Here is a 15,037-nt window from a genome sequence, read left to right as displayed (position 1 = left end):
GTGAGCGACGACTTCGACCGGGTCCTGACCGCCGTGGGGTCGCGGCTGCGCGCGCTGCGCGCCGAGCGCGGGACGACGCTGACCGAGCTGGCCGAGATCACCGGCATCTCGGTGAGCACGCTGTCCCGGCTGGAATCCGGGCAGCGCAAACCGACGCTGGAGCTGCTGCTGCCGCTGGCCCGCGCGCACCAGGTGCAGCTCGACGAGCTGGTCGGCGCCCCCACCACCGGCGACCCGCGCGTGCACATGCGGCCCTACACCGTGCACGGCCGCACGACGATCCCGCTCTCGCAGCACCTGGGTGGTGTGCGCGCCTACAAGCAGGTCATCCCGCCGACCCCGCCCAGCGTCGACCCCACCGAGCAGCGGGTCCACGAGGGCTACGAGTGGCTCTACGTGCTGTCCGGGCGGCTCCGGCTGGTCCTCGGCGAACACGACTTCACGCTCGGCGTCGGCGAAGTCGTCGAATTCGACTGCCGGACGCCGCACGCGATCACCAACCCCGGCCCGCAACCGGTGGAGATCCTCGCGTTGTTCGGCCCGCAGGGCGAACGCATGCACGTGCGGGCCCGCCCCGCGGGCGGTTAACGCCCGGCGACCAGCAGGGTCTGCAGGACCCGGCCGCAGTCACCGGCGAGGTCGTCGAGGCGGCCCGCGGCCAGCCCCGAGCCGTCCGGGCTGGCCGCGGTCTCCGACCGCAGGCACAGCCATTCGCCGACCGGGTCGCGGTGCAACGCGACCGTCACATCGGTGTTGATCACCAATTGGCGGACGACGTCGAGCTCCGAGCCGACCGCCCAGTTGCTGTCGGCGAGCGTCAGCGCCCGGGTGAGCGGGGTGTCCTCGGCGTCGGCGATCAGCGGGATCCGCTGCCGGACCCACGCCGTGCCGGGACCGTCGTCGAGGAACGCGGCCCCGTCGGCGAACCGCCACTCCATCGCCGAGAGGTACCCGCCGGTGTGGATACCGGGGACCTCCAGCACCGCGGTCTGATCGTCCGGCACCCCTGGCGGCGGCGGGCCGTGCCGCAGCGTCGGGGTGTCGTGCGGGCTGGCCACGACCCGCCACGCGCGGGCCAGCATCACCGTGCGGCCACCGGCGGTGATCTCACCGTCGAGCAGCTCGGTGCGGGCGGTCGAATGCCGCACGGTGGCCCGGACCTCCAGCTCGGCGACCGGCACCGGGCGGGGGATCTCCAGCGTCACCCGGGCGATCCGGAAGCCCTCCCGCGGGGCGTGCTGCTCCAGCACCGCGCCGAGCAACCCCGAGGGTGGCCCGGCGTGCTGCGACTCCGGGCTCCACGGCCCCGCCGTCGCCACGCTGCTCTCGTACCGGCCGTCGCCGAGGCTCCGATAAAACGCGTCCACGAACCAGACCCTACCGGTCAGTAATCCGTGACCACGGCCGTTTTCCTCCGCGAGCGCCGCGTCCGCGATCGTGCGCGGCGGGTTAGCGCAGCGCCCGGAAGAATTTCCGGACGTCACCGACCAGCAGGTCCGGGGTCTCGAGGGCGGCGAAGTGCCCGCCGGTGGGGAAGTCGGTCCAGTGCACGATCGTGTTCGCGGCCTCGGCGTACCGGCGGATCGCCATGTCCTCGGCGAACACCGCGACCCCGGTCGGCACCGGCGACCGGCCGGACCCCGGGCGGAGGCCCCGGCTGTGGAGGATCTCGTAGTAGAGGTTCGCCGACGACCCGGCGGTGTCGGTCAGCCAGTACAGCATGACGTTGGTCAGCAGCCGGTCCCGGTCGACCGGCACACCCTCGCCGTGCGTCCACTCGTAGAACTTCTCGACGATCCACGCCAGCTGCCCGACCGGCGAATCGGACAGGCCGTAGGCGAGCGTCTGCGGCCGGGTGCCCTGCTGCTTGAAGTAGCCGTTGCCTTCGCGCCGGTAGTACCGGACCCGCTCCAGCCGCTCCTTCTCCACCGCGCTGAAACTGTCGTCGGGCTCCACCAGGCCGGGCGCCATGAACCCGCCGGTCGCCGCGTTGACGTGCACCCCGACGACGTGCGCGGCGTCCAGCCGGCCGAGCGCGGGCGTGATCACCGCACCGAAGTCACCGCCCTGCGCGCCGTACCGGTCGTAGCCCAGCAGCCGCATCAGCTCGGCGAACGCCGCGGCGATCCGCTCGACGCCCCACCCGGGCTCGCGCACCGGCCCGGACGGCCCGAACCCGGGCAGCGACGGAATGATCAGGTGGAACGCGTCGGCCGGGTCGGAGGGTTCGGTGAGCGGGCCGATCACGTCGAGGAACTCCACGACCGAACCGGGCCAGCCGTGGCTGAGCAGCAGCGGCAGCGCGTTCTCGTGCGGCGAGCGCACGTGCAGGAAGTGCAGCCGCTGCCCGTCGATCTCGGTGACGAACTGCGGATGCCGGTTCAGTTCGGCTTCGTGGGCGCGCCAGTCGTAGCCGTCGGCCCAGTAGGCCGCCAGGTCACGGAGGTAGTCGACCGGCACACCGCGCTGCCAGTCCGGGCCGGGCAGCGGGGTGGTCCAGCGGGTGCGGGCGAGGCGGTCGGCGAGGTCGTCGAGGACGGGCTGCGGGATCTCGATCCGGTACGGCTCCATGGCCCCACGCTAGGTGCGGACGCCCAGCTCCTCGTAGGACTCGAACAGATCCAGCAGGCCGTCCGGGGCGTCCTCGCGGAAACACACCGCCAGGTTCGCCGCGGACTCCGCGGCCGCCGCCTCCGCCCGCGGGAACAGCAGCTCCTCGTAGGCGGTCAGCGCCGCCTCGACGTCGCCGGGGTGACCGATCAGCGCGGCGGCGAGCTCGGCGCCGTCGAGCATCGCGAGGTTCGCGCCCTCCCCGGCGAACGGCGACATCACGTGCGCGGCGTCGCCGAGCAGCGTCACGCCGGGGATGCGGTGCCAGCGGTGCCCGACCGGCAGCGCATGGATCGGGCGGACGGTGAACGCGCCGTCGGCCTCGGCGATCATCGCCCGCAAGCTGGGGTGCCAGCCGGCGAACAGGTCCAGCAGGTCCGGCGGCTCCGCGTCCGCCCGGGCCCGGAACGCCGCGTACACGTGCAGGCTGCCGTCCGGGTCGCGGTGGCCGAGCAGCCCTTTCCCGTCGCCGAGCGCGAACATCAGCCCGCCGCCGAGGACCGCGGCCGCCTCCGGGTGGCGGGCGTCCGCGTCGAACAAACTGAATTCGACGTACGACAGCCCGGTATAGGCGGGAACGGCGCCGGAGACCAGCGGCCGGATCCGTGACCAGGCCCCGTCCGCGCCGACCAGCACGTCGGTGACGATCGTGGAACCGTCGGCGAACGTCACCTCGTGCCGCCCGCCGCCGGCCGGGCGGGCACCGGTGACTTTCGCGCCCCACCGCACGGCATCCCCGGGCAGGGCGTCCAGCAGCAGGTTCCGCAGCTCGCGGCGGTTCACCTCGGGCCGGTCCCCGGTGCCGCCGTCGGTCTCCTCCCGCCGGACGTTCGCGTCGCGGTCGAGGATCCGCATCGCCTCGCCGCCCGGGTGGACGATGGCCCGGAACTGCTCGTACAGGCCGGCCGCCCGCAGCGCGGCCTGCCCGGACTCGGTGTGGAGGTCGAGCATGCCGCCCTGGGCGCGAGCGGTCGGGGAGGCGTCCAGCTCGTAGACGGTGGCGGGCCGGCCGTGGCGCCGCAGGACACACGCGAGCGTGAGCCCACCGAGCCCGGCACCGATGATCGCGATGGACATGGGCAAATAGTCACATAGTCACCCCGCGCGGCGGGTCAGGCCCGGCTGACCGGCCAGGAGCGCAGCAGCTGATCCAGCGCGTCGATCGCGCGGTCCCAGGAGGTGTCGAGGTCCCGCGGGTGGCCGAACCCGCCCGCGGCCTCCAGCGCGGTGAACCCGTGGAACGTGCTGCGGACCAGCCGGACCGCGTCGGTGAGGTCCGGGTCGGCCAGGCCGTAGGAGCGGAACATCGCCGAGGTGATCTCGAGGATCCGCTGCGGGCCCGGGGAGCCGGCGAAGTCCCCGGGGTCCAGCCGCCGGTTGGTGGATGCGTACCGGCCGGGATGGCGCAGCGCGTACCCCCGGTACGCCGCTCCGAACGCGCCCAGCGCGTCCCGCCCGGCGCGGCCGGCCACCGCGTCGCCGAGCAGGGCGGCCAGCTCGGTCGCTGCCAGCAGCGTGATCCGGCTGCGCAGGTCATCGAGGTTGCGGACGTGCGAGTAGAGGCTGGCGTCCCGGACCCCGAGCTGCCGGGCCAGCCCGGAGACCGTCACCCGGTCGAAGCCGATGTCGTCGGCGAGGTCGGCGGCCGCGGCGACGACCTTCTCCGGTGTGAGGCCCTGCCGTACCACGCCCACCGCCTAGGAGGTTTAAGTCTTTGCCTAGAGATCCTAGGCGAAGTAGCGTCCGCCGCATGAGAAGACTCACCGAGAAGGAGATCCGCGGGTCGTTCGTCAACTGCTCCAAGGGCGAGGCCACCCGGCTGCCGATGCCACGTGACCTGGACACCCGCCCGTGGGACGACTTGGATTTCCTCGGCTGGAGCGACCTGTCGGCGCCCGACCGCAGCTACCTGGTCGCCGAGCGCGGAAACGCCCGGCAGGGGGACGCGCTGGTCGGGATCGTCCTGCGGTCAGCCGCCGGGCAGCGCGGCTACCTGCGGCGCAGCCTGTGCTCGTTCTGCCTGACCCAGCACCCGGGCAGCGGGGTGGCGCTGATGACCGCGCGCAAGACCGGCGCGGCCGGACGCCAGGGCAACTCGGTCGGCACCTACGTCTGCAGCGACCTGGCGTGCTCGCTGTACCTGCGCGGCCGGAAGAAGCCCGCGGTCGGCGGGCGGATCGAGGAATCGCTGACCGTCGAGGACCAGGTCGCGCGGGTACGGATGCACCTGGAGAGCTTCCTGGACAGCCTGGACGCGTAGCCGGGCGGCGGCGCGGTCAGGCCACGTTGCGGGCGAGCTGGTCGATCGCGCGGTGCAGGTCGGCCAGCCGGACGGTGACCGTCGTGTCGCCGGAGGCCGACAGCTGCGTCAGGCACGCCTCGACGTACTCCCGGACCAGCGCCGAGGGCGTGATCTTGCGCCGCGCGGCTTCGGCCTCCAGCTGCTCGGAGAGCGCGGCCGGCAACCGGGTGGAGTGCACCACGGTCGCGGGCCGCTCGACCGACTCGACCGTCGCCCCTGACCAGTCGGTGTCGGCCAGCGCTTTCATCGCGTCGTCGCGGCTCATACGTCGCTCCTTCCGAGCATGCCGGCAACCAGGCTGGCCTCGTCGCCGTCCAACTCGCGGGCCGAGACGACCAAGTACTGGTCGGGGTCCTCCTCGACCAGCGCCACGGCCACCCACCGGCCGTCGCGGGTCGCGGCGGCCACCCGGAGCACCGCGCCGACGTGCTGGCGGACCCGCCGCGGTGCGCGGAGCACCTGCAGTGCGGCCTGCCAGCCGATTCCGGCGGCGTCGAGGGCGTCGTACGAACGCTCGTCGAACCGGTAGGTCTCGTCCACGGACTGAACGTAGACGAGTGTAAACACCCGGGGTGACCGGGGGCTAGCCTGCGGTCTTCTCCGCGGGCGCGTAGGTGACCGCCATCGCGCCGCCCGGGAACGGTTCGGAGCTGACCAGCGTCAGGTCGGTCGGGCTGGTGAACAGCGGCAGACCGGAGCCGAGCGCCACCGGATGGATCACCAGCCGGTACTCGTCGACCAGCCCGCGCTGGATCAGCGCGCGGGCGAACCCGGCGCCGCCGTGCGCGAGCAGCTCGTCGCCGTCCTCCTCCTTGAGCCGGTTCACCTCGGTGACGAGGTCACCGCGCACCACGGTGGTCTCCGGCCACGACCCTTCGGTCATCGTCCGGGAGAACACCACCTTCGGAATGTCGTTCATCGGCGCGGCGTAGGGCTCGTCGGACGTCGGCCAGTGCGCGGCCATGTCGCCGTAGGTGACCCGCCCCATCACGTGCGCACCCGCCTGGCCGAGCATGTCGACCATCCACTCCTGCAGTTCCTCGTCGATGCTCGGAAAGATCCACTCGACGTCACCGTCGTTCCTCCCCACGAATCCGTCGAGCGAGACCGACATCTTCAGTACGAGCTTCCGCGGCATGGCTCTGTGCGTAGCGAGGTTGACCGGCCCGCGCAACCCGGTTGGGAAGGCCCGACCCGTTCGGCTGCCGAAGACCGGCTGGCCGGGATCTGGCTGGCCCAAATCCGGCGACGCGGTACGTTCTGGCCGTGCACACGGTCGCGGTCCTCGCCCTGCAGTGCGTCATCCCGTTCGACCTGGCGATCCCGGTGGACGTCTTCGGGTGGACCCGCCTGCCCGACGGGTCCCCGGGCTACCGCGTCCTGGTCTGCGGGCCGGCCGGCGAGGTGGACGCCGGGACGTTCACGATCCGGGTCCGGCACGGCCTGGCCGCGCTCGCCGACGCCGACACGATCGTGGTGCCGGGCGTGGCCGACGAGGGCGCCCCGATTCCCGGCGACGTCCGGGACGCGCTGCGCGCCGCGGCCGCGCGCGGCACCCGCATCGCCTCGGTGTGCGCGGGGGCGTTCACGCTGGCCGACGCCGGCCTGCTCGACGGGCTACGAGCCACGACGCACTGGGTGGGCGCCGCCGAGCTGGCCGCCCGCTACCCGGCGATCGACGTCGACCCGGGCGTGCTGTTCGTCGACAACGGTCAGATCCTCACCTCCGCCGGGGCCGCGGCCGGCCTCGACCTGTGCCTGCACCTGGTGCGCCGGGACTACGGGTCGGCGGTCGCGGCCGACGCCGCCCGGTTCTCGGTGACGCCGCTGGAACGCGACGGCGGGCAGGCCCAGTTCATCGCCCACGAACCACCGGCACCCGACGGCCTGTCGCTGCAGCCGCTGCTGGCCTGGCTGGAGGAGAACCTGGGGCAGGAGCTCACCCTCGACCGGATCGCCCGGCAGGCGTCGCTCAGCCCCCGGACGCTGAGCCGCCGCTTCCGCGAACAGACCGGGACGACGCCGCAGCAGTGGCTGACCCGGGTGCGGCTGCGCCGGGCACAGCACCTGCTGGAGACGACCGGGCATCCGGTCGAGCGGATCGCGGCGCAGACCGGCTTCCCGTCGCCGAGCACGTTCCGGGACCGATTCAAGCGTCTCGTCGGCGTCAGCCCCGCGGCCTACCGGTCAAAGTTCCGCGCCACGCCGGCCGCGTAACCCGGCCCCGTCCGGCGAGCGACGCGCCCCGGGCGTGGCGGGGCACGCCCGGGGCGCGTCGGCCGCGTAACCCGGCGTCGGGCGGGGCACGGCCCGGGCGTCGGCCGAACCCGGCGCCGGGCCGTGCCGCCGTAACCCGGCCTCGCGCGGGGAGGGGCACGGCCCGGTTTCGCGTCAGACGCCGGTGGTGGAGCCGGGGCGGACGATCATCAGCACGACCACGACCGCCCAGAGCAGGTTGAACACACCGGTGGCCGCCCCGAGCCGCGCAGCAGCGCGAGTATCGGCTGCACCTCCGGTGGAGGGTGAGCCTGCGGCACCGGAAGTCGTGTAACCCCCGAGCGCGGCTGCCTGCTGAGGCAGCACGACGAGGCAGAGGACGCCCGCCGCGATCGCGGTGAGCACGATCGACGTGAGCAGCCACGCGTCGGTCAGGACGCCGAGCGCGGCAGCGGTCGCGAGCCCGAACGCCGGCACGGTGAGCCCGATGACCGTGTAGACGCGGCAGATCCGGTGCAGCGCGCCGAGGATCGTCACCGCGTGCGGATCCTCGGCGGCGGCGCGCAGATACCGGGGGAACATGCTGGCCGCGACCGTGACCGGTCCGATCGTGAGGATCGCGGCGAGGACGTGCAGGCTCAGAAAGATCGTGGCGTTCACGCGGCCCGACGCTAGGACCGCAGTGGACGCGCGAGAAGTGGCGAGAACGACGAGGATCGCCGGATTCCCGCCATCGCCGGATCCCGTCGCCGCGCACGCCCCCACGGATTAGTCAGACATCCCGCGGGATCGGTCTGCTCCGACCTGGAGCCCTCGGAGGGCGGCGCTGGCGTCCGCGCCGACGGACGCCGCGACCTTTGCGCCGGTCTCAAGTCCGTCGGCGCGGCCGTCAGCACCGTTCTCCGAGGGCCGCCGCGGGCTGTCTTGGGTGGCGAACTGGGTGGCGTGGAGCTCGGCGTAGCGTCCGCCGAGTGCGAGCAGCTCGGGGTGCGTGCCGCGCTCGACGATGCGCCCCGCCTCCACCACGAGGATCTGGTCGGCGGCCCGCACCGTGGACAGCCGGTGCGCGATCACGACCGCGGTGCGCCCGTCGAGCGCCTCGGCCAGTGCCGCCTGCACCGCGGCCTCGGACGTGGAGTCCAGGTGCGCGGTCGCCTCGTCGAGGATCACCACCCGCGGCCGGGCCAGCAGCAGCCGGGCGATCGTCAGGCGCTGCCGCTCCCCGCCGGACAGCCGGTAGCCGCGTTCACCGACGACGGTCTCCAGCCCGTCGGGCAGCGACGCGACGAGCTCGTCGAGCCGGGCGCGCCCCAGTGCGTCCCACAGGTCACCCTCGGTCGCCTCCGGCCACGCCAGCAGCAGGTTCTCCCGGATCGTCTCGTGGAAGAGGTGACCGTCCTGGGTGACCAGGCCGAGCGTGTCGCGCACCGACTCGGTGGTCAGGTCGCGGACGTCCTGCCCGGCCAGCCGTACGGCGCCCGCGTCGACGTCGTAGAGCCGGGGGATCAGCTGCGCGATCGTGGACTTCCCGGCGCCGGACGAGCCGACCAGCGCCACCATCTGCCCGGCGCCGACGCGGAACGAGACGTCGTGCAGCACCTCGGCGCCGCCGCGGGTGTCGAGCGTCGCGACCTCCTCCAGCGACGCCAGCGACACCTTGTCGGCCGACGGGTAGCTGAACCGGACGTGGTCGAACTCCACCGACACCGGGCCCTCGGGCACCGGCCGGGCGTCGGGCTTCTCGGTGATCAGCGGCGGCAGGTCGAGGACCTCGAAGACCCGCTCGAAGCTGACCAGCGCGCTCATCACCTCGACCCGGGCGCTGGCCAGCGCGGTCAGCGGCGCGTAGAGGCGGGTGAGCAGCAGCGCCATCGCGACCACCGCACCGGGGTCGAGCTGGTCGCGCAGCGCGTAGAAGCCGCCCAGCCCGTAGACCAGGGCGAGGGCGAGCGCGGACACCAGCGTCAGCGCGGTGATGAACACCGACTGCACCATCGCGGTGCGCACACCGATGTCGCGGACCCGCCCGGCGCGGTCGGCGAACGCCGCGGACTCCCGGTGCGGGCGGCCGTAGAGCTTGACCAGGGTGGCGCCGGGCGCGGAGAACCGCTCGGTCATCTGGGTGCTCATCACCGCGTTGTGGTTGGCGGCCTCGCGTTCCAGGCGCGCCAGGCGGCGGCCCATCCGCCGCGCGGGCAGGACGAACACCGGCAGCAGCACCAGCGCCAGCAGCGTGATCTGCCAGGAGATGCCGAGCATGACCACCAGCGTGAGGACCAGCGTCACCAGGTTGCCGACCACACCGGACAGCGTGTCGCTGAACGCGCGCTGCGCGCCGATGACGTCGTTGTTCAGGCGGCTGACCAGCGCGCCGGTGCGGGTGCGGGTGAAGAACGCGATCGGCATCCGCTGCACGTGGTCGAAGACGGCGGTGCGCAGGTGGAGGATCAGACCTTCACCGATGCTGGCCGACAGCCAGCGGGTGCCCAGACTCAGGGCCGCCTCGGCGACCGCGATCACCGCGATCAGCCCCGCGAGCCGCCCCACGACGCCGAACGGCTCCCCGCCGACGATCGCGTTGACGACGCGCCCGGCCAGCACGGGGGTGGCCACCGCCAGCAGCGCCCCGACGACCGACAATCCGAGGAACAAGGCAAGCAGCCGGCGGTGCGGGCGGGCGAACCCGCCGATGCGCCGCAGCGTCGCCAGGGAGAACGGCCTTCGCTCCTCGCTGGCGTGCATCGCGTGGTACAGCGAGTTCCACGCGGTCATTTCCATGCTCATGATGCTCACCCTCGAAGTCGCGGCCGACGTGTTCCCTGCCCGGAACGGTAAAAGCTGAAGTGAGCTTCAGGTCAACCCGTTGGGGTCGGTGCGGTGGTGCCCCCTCCTCGAGGACACCACCGCGCCTGCTTCACGGAAGCGTTGGCACGCTACCGCTGCCCACCGACAAAATCCGGCCGGCCCGCTCGTCGCGGACCGGCCGCGGCACGTTTGAGCCCACCCGGGGCACGGCGGCGTCGCGGGACGCCGCCGCACTCCGGACCCACGCCGCGCGGCGGATCGCGAACCAGATCACGTCAGCGGGTTCGCCGATCCCGGCCGGGCCGGTTGAACTGGTTGCGGTACGCCTTGTGGAACGCCCGCTCCCGGGACCGCAGCTCCGAACGCAGCCGGGCGTCGGTGCGGGCCGCGGCCCACTCGTTCTCCCGGATCAGCTTGCGGTAGCTGTCCAGCCGCCGCGCGGGCAGCAACCCGGCGTCGATCGCGGCCCGGACCGCGCAGCCGGGTTCGCTGCCGTGCGCGCAGTCGCCGAACCGGCAGTCCGCGGCGAGCGCGTCGATGTCGGCGAACGCCCGGTGCAGGCCGTCCTCGGCGTCGTACAGGCCGACGCCGCGCAGCCCGGGGGTGTCGATCAGGACGCCCCGCCCGCCGCGCAGCGGGATCATCTCGCGGCGGACCGTGGTGTGCCTGCCCTTGCCGTCGACCTCGCGGACGTCCTGGACCGCCAGGTCGGTGCCGGTCAGCGCGGTGGCCAGCGTGGACTTGCCGACCCCGGACTGCCCGACGAGCACGACGGTGCCGGTCAGCGCGTCGGCCAGCGCGTCGAGCCCGTCACCGGCCACGGCGCTCACCGCGACGACGTCCGCGCCGACGGCGACGGTGTCGATCTGTTCGCGCACCCGGGCGACGTCCGGGCAGGCGTCGGTCTTGGTCAGCACCACGACGGGCCGGGCGCCGCTCTCCCAGGCCAGCGCCAGCAGACGTTCGGCGCGGCCCAGGTCGACCTCGACGGTGCAGGGCACGATGACCGCGACCACGTCGACGTTGGCGGCCAGCACCTGCCCGTGCGAGAGCCCGGACGCCGCGGCCCGCACCAGCGCGGTCCGCCGCGGCAGCACCGCGTGCAGGTAGAGGCCCGAGAGTGCCACCCAGTCGCCGGTGCACACGTCGGTGCGGGTGAACTCCGCACGGACCGGGCCGGCCGCGGTGATCACGTCGCACTGGCCGCGGTCGACGCGCACGACCCGGCCCGGGGTCAGCCCACCGGCGGCGTGCGGCGCGAACGCGTCCGCCCAGGTGGAATCCCAACCGAAAAGCTCAAGTGAAGAAGACAACGCAGGAACCCTTTACGGGATGGTGGTCCCGGCGAGCCCGCGAAGGCGGGGACGCTCAGCCGGCGACCGGAAGGACGAGGGACGGCCGGACGCTGCGCGGGGCAGCGTCAACCACAGCGGCGGCCATACCCCACCTCCGATCCCGTACCGAGTCCGTGTTTTCCCTGCGGAGCAGCACAGTACCCGGTACATATTCGGCCCGCACGCGAATATTCGCGTGCGACCCTGCCGGGCATGGGAGGGCTACCCCGGACGTATTGGAGCGTCTGGACGGTTCAGGTCGTCAACCGGGCCGGGTCGGTCGTGCTGTTCCTGCTCGCGTTCTACCTGTCGGCCGAACGCGGTCTCGGGCCGGCCGCGATCGGCCTGGTGATGAGCGCGTTCGGGTTCGGCGCGATGGCCGGTGCGCTGCTCGGCGGCCAGCTGGCCGACCGGTGGGGACGACGTCCGACGCTGATCGCCGCGGCGCTGGGCAACGCCGCCGCGCTGGCCGTGCTCGGCGCCGCCCGGCCGGTGCCGCTGATCGTCGCCGCGGCGTTCGCGTTCGGCACCACCCGCGGGCTGCACGAGCCGGCGCTAGCCGCGGTGGCCGTCGACGTGGTGCCCGCCGACGCGCGGATGCGCGCGTTCAGCCTGCTGTACTGGGCGCAGAACCTCGCCAACGGCGCGGCCGCGCTCGGCGGCGGGCTGCTCGCGGGCGTCGACCTGCGGCTGGTGTTCGCGGTGGACGTGGCCTCCAGCCTGGCGCTGGCCGCGCTGGTGGCGGCCACCGTGCCCGAGACCCGGCCGGACGCTCCCGAGGACACCGACCGCGACGGCGCGCCCGGCCCGGACCCGGTGTTTCTCGGCCTGTGCGGAACCGGGTTCCTGATCACGCTGATCTTCGGGCAGCACCTGACCGCGCTGCCGCTGTCGATGGCCGCCGACGGGTTGCCCGCGCGCGCGTTCGGGCTGGTGATCGCGGTGAACACCGCGCTGATCGCCGCCGGGCAGCTGTTCGCGCCGCGGCTGCTCACCGGCCGCGACCCGTCCCGGTTGCTGGCGGTCACCGCCGCGGTGGCCGGGGCGGGGTTCGGACTGACCGCGCTGGCCGACTCCACCGCCGGGTACGCGGGCACGGTCGTGGTGTGGACGCTCGCCGAGATCGCGATGGTCCCGGCCACCGCGACGCTGCTGGCCGCCCTGTCCCCGGCCACCGCACGGGGCCGCTACCAGGGTCTCTACGGCCTGGCCGGTGGGCTGGCGTTCGCGGTGGCGCCGGTGGCGGGCGGCCTGGTGCTCGGCGCCTACGGCGACGCGCCGCTGTGGGCCGGGTGCGTGGTCGTCGGGCTGCTCGCGTCCGCGCTGCATCTGTCCGCCGCGGGTGCACGGCGCCGCCGCACGGCCGCGCTTGCCGAGGCGGTGCCACCGGCCCCGGCCTGACGCGGCCACCCCCGCGCCGGCCCCGGCCTGACGCGGCCACCCCGGCGCCGGCCCCGGCCGGGCGGGGCCACCCCGGCGCGGGCCTCGGCCGGGCGGGGCCAGGCCGGTTCGGCGCGTCAGGCCGGTTCGGCGGCCGGGCGCGGTGGGAGCGGCAGCGGCACCGCGGGCAGCCCGTCGATGCTCTCGCGGTTGTACTCCTTGCTCGCGCAGTACGCGGCGAAGCCGTCCTCGCCCTTGCGTCCGAAGTAGTCGGCGTGCAGGGAGCGGTCCTCGCGGTAGTCCATGAACGGGACGGCGAAGCCGCAGCTGTCGCTGATCCGGTCGGCGGTGACGACGATGACCGCCCGCACCCCGGTCGCGTCGGCGTCGGCCATCGTGGCCACCAGCGCACCGAACCGGGGGTCGTCGCGGTACACCGGCTCGCCGCGCCCGTGGATCCGCAGCACGGTCGGCGGCCCGGTGAACGCGCACCACATCAGCGTGATGCGGCCGTTCTCCCGCAGGTGGGCGATGGTTTCGGCGTGGCTGCCGCCGAAGTCGAGGTAGGCGACGGTCTGCTCGTCAAGCACCGCGAGGGAACCGGAGCGGCCCTTCGGGGAGAGGTTGACGTGGCCGTCGCCGGACAGCGGGGCGGTGGCGACGAAGAACACCGGCTGGGCCCCGATGAAGGTCCGGAGCCGCTCGTCGATCCGTTCGTACAGCTTTCCCATGCCTCGATCCTGCGCCAGGGTGTTCGGTCCGTGGAACCGGATTCCCACCCGCCGGTCTTACATAACTGGCGAGGCATATAGCCAGAGTGTTATGTTCGAGGCCCGGTACCCGAGAAGAAGGAGCCCTCCGGTGGAACGACTGACGCACGTCGACGGCCGGCACGTGCTGCGGATCGAACGGCGGCTGGCCCACCCACCGGCCCGGGTCTGGCGGGCACTGATCACCCCCGCGGAGCTGAGCCGCTGGTTCCCGGCCGACGTGTCCGGCGGATTCGAGCCGGGCGGGAAACTGACGTTCACGTTCCGCGAGGAGGAGGCTCCGCCCTCGGACGGGCAGGTCGTCGCGTTCGAGCCAGAGCGGGTGTTCGCGTTCACCTGGGAGGAGGACGTGCTGCGCTGGGAACTGGCCCCGGACGGCGAGGGTAGCCTGCTCACGCTGGTGCACACGTTCGACGACGGCCCCGGCGCGGCGAGTTTCGCGACCGGCTGGGTGGCCTGTATCGACGTCCTGGACGCGAGCCTGGACGGACGGCCCACCGCCGAGCCGTCGGCCGGCTGGACCGCCGCGACCCACGACCACTACCTGGACGCGTTCGGGCTGCGCGAAGGCGTCACCGAGACCACACCCGGCGGCGGGTGGCGGGTGCGGTTCGTCCGCCAGCTGACCAAGCCGGTCGGCACGGTGTGGGAGCGGCTGTCCGCTCCGGACGGTCTGGACCCGGCCGGTGACCGGCAGGAACAGGCACCGACGTCGCTGCGCTACCGCTGGGCCGGCGAGCCGGGCGCCACGCTCGGCTGGGAACTGAGCCCCGGTCCCGGTGGGGCACGCGCGGTGCTCACGGTGGCCGGCTCGGCGGCGTCCCCCAGAAGTGCCGAGCAGGCCTACCGGGCCTGCCGCGACCGCCTCGACGCGCTCGCGGCGGACCTGCGGGCCTGACGGGTCACCAGCCGCCGACGCGGGCCGGTGCGCGCGCCGGGAGCACCCGGTCGAGGTGGTGGCGCAGCACGCCGAGCGCCTCGTCGACGCTGCGGACACCCCCGAGCACGCTGGTCGCCAGGCCGCTGGACATCGCCAGCAGCCCGACGGCCTCGGCGCGCGGGTCGGCGGGGGGCCGCAGCACGGTCCGCAGCTGCTGGACCAGCAGTTCCTCGCGGGCGTCGGGCCCGGCGAGCACGGCCTGGGCGGCGATCGTGGAGTCGGTCATCGCCAGCACCGCGAACGCGGCATGGGCGAGGTGGAACCGGCGGGTGTCCGGGTCGGTGGGCAGCAGCGCGGCCAGCGTCGCCTCGATCACCGACCGCGGTGAGGGCGCCGGCCCGGCCGCCGCCACCCGGCGGGTGACCTGATCGGACAGTCGCCGGGTCAGGTAGCCGGCGGTGAACAGCAGCAGCTGCTCCTTGCTGGGGAAGTAGTACTGGACCAGGCGCAGCGAGACGCCCGCCTCGGCGGCCACCTCCCGCAGGCTCATCCCGTGCAGACCGTGGACGCCCACGACCCGGAGCAGTGCGTCGGCGATCTCCCGCCGCCGTTGCTGATGATCCACCCTTTTCGGCATGTCGTCAGCGCCTCCGTCCGGTCCAGCACACCCGTTTCTCACTGGTACGTCCGGTCACTCCGGTTCGGTTCGACACCATCGGTTACGACCCGGCGTTTTGCC

Annotated in this window: 17 protein-coding genes; 5 read left to right on the top strand and 12 right to left on the bottom strand. The window is 73.6% G+C overall.

The annotated features are described in order from the left end of the window. A complete protein-coding gene (locus BUB75_RS27925; RefSeq protein WP_073260813.1) occupies positions 1-588 on the top strand; it encodes a helix-turn-helix domain-containing protein in 588 nt (195 codons plus the stop codon). On the opposite strand, the gene BUB75_RS27920 is transcribed toward BUB75_RS27925, so the two are convergent. From BUB75_RS27920 to BUB75_RS27905, 4 genes are all read right to left on the bottom strand, one after another. Then, positions 585-1,367 carry a thioesterase family protein gene (locus BUB75_RS27920; protein ID WP_073260812.1) on the bottom strand — a complete coding sequence of 261 codons (783 nt, stop codon included), beginning with the start codon at positions 1,365-1,367 and terminating at the stop codon, positions 585-587. The two genes, BUB75_RS27925 and BUB75_RS27920, sit on opposite strands and share 4 nt — an antisense overlap. 82 nt (positions 1,368-1,449) lie before the next feature. Continuing rightward, the gene (locus BUB75_RS27915) at positions 1,450-2,571 is read right to left on the bottom strand and encodes an epoxide hydrolase family protein (protein WP_073260811.1); all 1,122 of its coding nucleotides are present in this window, start codon (positions 2,569-2,571) and stop codon (positions 1,450-1,452) included. Positions 2,572-2,580: 9 nt separating this feature from the next. After that, entirely contained in the window at positions 2,581-3,687 is a 1,107-nt protein-coding gene (locus BUB75_RS27910) for an FAD-dependent oxidoreductase (RefSeq protein WP_073260810.1), read from the bottom strand. 35 nt (positions 3,688-3,722) lie between these two features. Continuing rightward, positions 3,723-4,298, bottom strand: coding sequence for a TetR-like C-terminal domain-containing protein (locus BUB75_RS27905; protein WP_073260987.1), 576 nt, complete (start codon positions 4,296-4,298; stop codon positions 3,723-3,725). Positions 4,299-4,360: 62 nt separating this feature from the next. Here BUB75_RS27905 and BUB75_RS27900 point away from each other — a divergent pair, with 62 nt between their 5' ends. Next, entirely contained in the window at positions 4,361-4,870 is a 510-nt protein-coding gene (locus tag BUB75_RS27900) for an FBP domain-containing protein (protein ID WP_073260809.1), read from the top strand. Between the two features lie 16 nt (positions 4,871-4,886). On the opposite strand, the gene BUB75_RS27895 is transcribed toward BUB75_RS27900, so the two are convergent. The 3 genes from BUB75_RS27895 to BUB75_RS27885 are packed head-to-tail and all read right to left on the bottom strand — an operon-like array spanning position 4,887 to position 6,050. Next, the gene (locus tag BUB75_RS27895) at positions 4,887-5,177 is read right to left on the bottom strand and encodes a ribbon-helix-helix domain-containing protein (RefSeq protein WP_073260808.1); all 291 of its coding nucleotides are present in this window, start codon (positions 5,175-5,177) and stop codon (positions 4,887-4,889) included. Continuing rightward, on the bottom strand, positions 5,174-5,452 hold the full coding sequence (locus BUB75_RS27890; RefSeq protein ID WP_073260985.1) for a hypothetical protein: 279 nt from the start codon (positions 5,450-5,452) through the stop codon (positions 5,174-5,176). The genes BUB75_RS27895 and BUB75_RS27890 overlap by 4 nt, the downstream gene beginning before the upstream one ends. Before the next feature lie 43 nt (positions 5,453-5,495). After that, positions 5,496-6,050 carry a dihydrofolate reductase family protein gene (locus BUB75_RS27885; protein ID WP_073260807.1) on the bottom strand — a complete coding sequence of 185 codons (555 nt, stop codon included), beginning with the start codon at positions 6,048-6,050 and terminating at the stop codon, positions 5,496-5,498. A 128-nt stretch (positions 6,051-6,178) separates the two neighbouring features. Here BUB75_RS27885 and BUB75_RS27880 point away from each other — a divergent pair, with 128 nt between their 5' ends. After that, positions 6,179-7,129 (top strand): GlxA family transcriptional regulator, encoded by a 951-nt coding sequence (locus BUB75_RS27880; RefSeq protein ID WP_073260806.1) that lies wholly within the window; start codon positions 6,179-6,181, stop codon positions 7,127-7,129. A 174-nt stretch (positions 7,130-7,303) separates the two neighbouring features. On the opposite strand, the gene BUB75_RS27875 is transcribed toward BUB75_RS27880, so the two are convergent. The 3 genes from BUB75_RS27875 to rsgA all read right to left on the bottom strand — a co-directional run bounded on the left by BUB75_RS27875 (position 7,304) and on the right by rsgA (position 11,247). Next, a complete protein-coding gene (locus BUB75_RS27875; RefSeq protein WP_073260805.1) occupies positions 7,304-7,789 on the bottom strand; it encodes a hypothetical protein in 486 nt (161 codons plus the stop codon). A 108-nt stretch (positions 7,790-7,897) separates the two neighbouring features. Beyond that, positions 7,898-9,913: an ABC transporter ATP-binding protein gene (locus BUB75_RS27870; protein ID WP_084741812.1), complete on the bottom strand. Its 2,016-nt coding sequence runs from the start codon at positions 9,911-9,913 to the stop codon at positions 7,898-7,900. A 296-nt stretch (positions 9,914-10,209) separates the two neighbouring features. Then, entirely contained in the window at positions 10,210-11,247 is a 1,038-nt protein-coding gene (rsgA, locus tag BUB75_RS27865) for a ribosome small subunit-dependent GTPase A (RefSeq protein ID WP_073260804.1), read from the bottom strand. 234 nt (positions 11,248-11,481) lie between these two features. On the opposite strand from rsgA, the gene BUB75_RS27860 reads away from it, so the two are divergent. Next, entirely contained in the window at positions 11,482-12,669 is a 1,188-nt protein-coding gene (locus tag BUB75_RS27860) for an MFS transporter (protein WP_073260803.1), read from the top strand. A 116-nt stretch (positions 12,670-12,785) separates the two neighbouring features. Here the strand turns inward: BUB75_RS27860 and BUB75_RS27855 are convergent, their stop codons facing one another. Next, entirely contained in the window at positions 12,786-13,379 is a 594-nt protein-coding gene (locus BUB75_RS27855) for a pyridoxamine 5'-phosphate oxidase family protein (RefSeq protein ID WP_073260802.1), read from the bottom strand. Between the two features lie 130 nt (positions 13,380-13,509). Between BUB75_RS27855 and BUB75_RS27850 the strand changes: the two genes are divergently transcribed. Then, positions 13,510-14,316 (top strand): SRPBCC family protein, encoded by an 807-nt coding sequence (locus tag BUB75_RS27850; RefSeq protein ID WP_073260801.1) that lies wholly within the window; start codon positions 13,510-13,512, stop codon positions 14,314-14,316. 4 nt (positions 14,317-14,320) lie between these two features. Here the strand turns inward: BUB75_RS27850 and BUB75_RS27845 are convergent, their stop codons facing one another. Then, positions 14,321-14,935, bottom strand: a complete 615-nt coding sequence (locus tag BUB75_RS27845; protein WP_073260800.1) for a TetR/AcrR family transcriptional regulator — start codon at positions 14,933-14,935, stop codon at positions 14,321-14,323. Positions 14,936-15,037 lie beyond the last annotated feature (102 nt).

The organism is Cryptosporangium aurantiacum, from assembly GCF_900143005.1.
Taxonomy (GTDB): domain Bacteria; phylum Actinomycetota; class Actinomycetes; order Mycobacteriales; family Cryptosporangiaceae; genus Cryptosporangium; species Cryptosporangium aurantiacum.
Note: the sequence above shows the minus strand (reverse complement) of the source record. Positions and strands in the feature narration are given on the sequence as shown.

Bases quoted from the DNA above. Each gene is read 5' to 3' on its own strand.
- BUB75_RS27915 (WP_073260811.1), bottom strand. From the start codon at position 2,571: ATGGAGCCGTACCGGATCGAGATCCCGCAGCCCGTCCTCGACGACCTC.
- BUB75_RS27910 (WP_073260810.1), bottom strand. From the start codon at position 3,687: ATGTCCATCGCGATCATCGGTGCCGGGCTCGGTGGGCTCACGCTCGCG.
- BUB75_RS27900 (WP_073260809.1), top strand. From the start codon at position 4,361: ATGAGAAGACTCACCGAGAAGGAGATCCGCGGGTCGTTCGTCAACTGC.
- BUB75_RS27895 (WP_073260808.1), bottom strand. From the start codon at position 5,177: ATGAGCCGCGACGACGCGATGAAAGCGCTGGCCGACACCGACTGGTCA.
- BUB75_RS27885 (WP_073260807.1), bottom strand. From the start codon at position 6,050: ATGCCGCGGAAGCTCGTACTGAAGATGTCGGTCTCGCTCGACGGATTC.
- BUB75_RS27870 (WP_084741812.1), bottom strand. From the start codon at position 9,913: ATGAGCATGGAAATGACCGCGTGGAACTCGCTGTACCACGCGATGCAC.
- BUB75_RS27860 (WP_073260803.1), top strand. From the start codon at position 11,482: ATGGGAGGGCTACCCCGGACGTATTGGAGCGTCTGGACGGTTCAGGTC.
- BUB75_RS27855 (WP_073260802.1), bottom strand. From the start codon at position 13,379: ATGGGAAAGCTGTACGAACGGATCGACGAGCGGCTCCGGACCTTCATC.
- BUB75_RS27845 (WP_073260800.1), bottom strand. From the start codon at position 14,935: ATGCCGAAAAGGGTGGATCATCAGCAACGGCGGCGGGAGATCGCCGAC.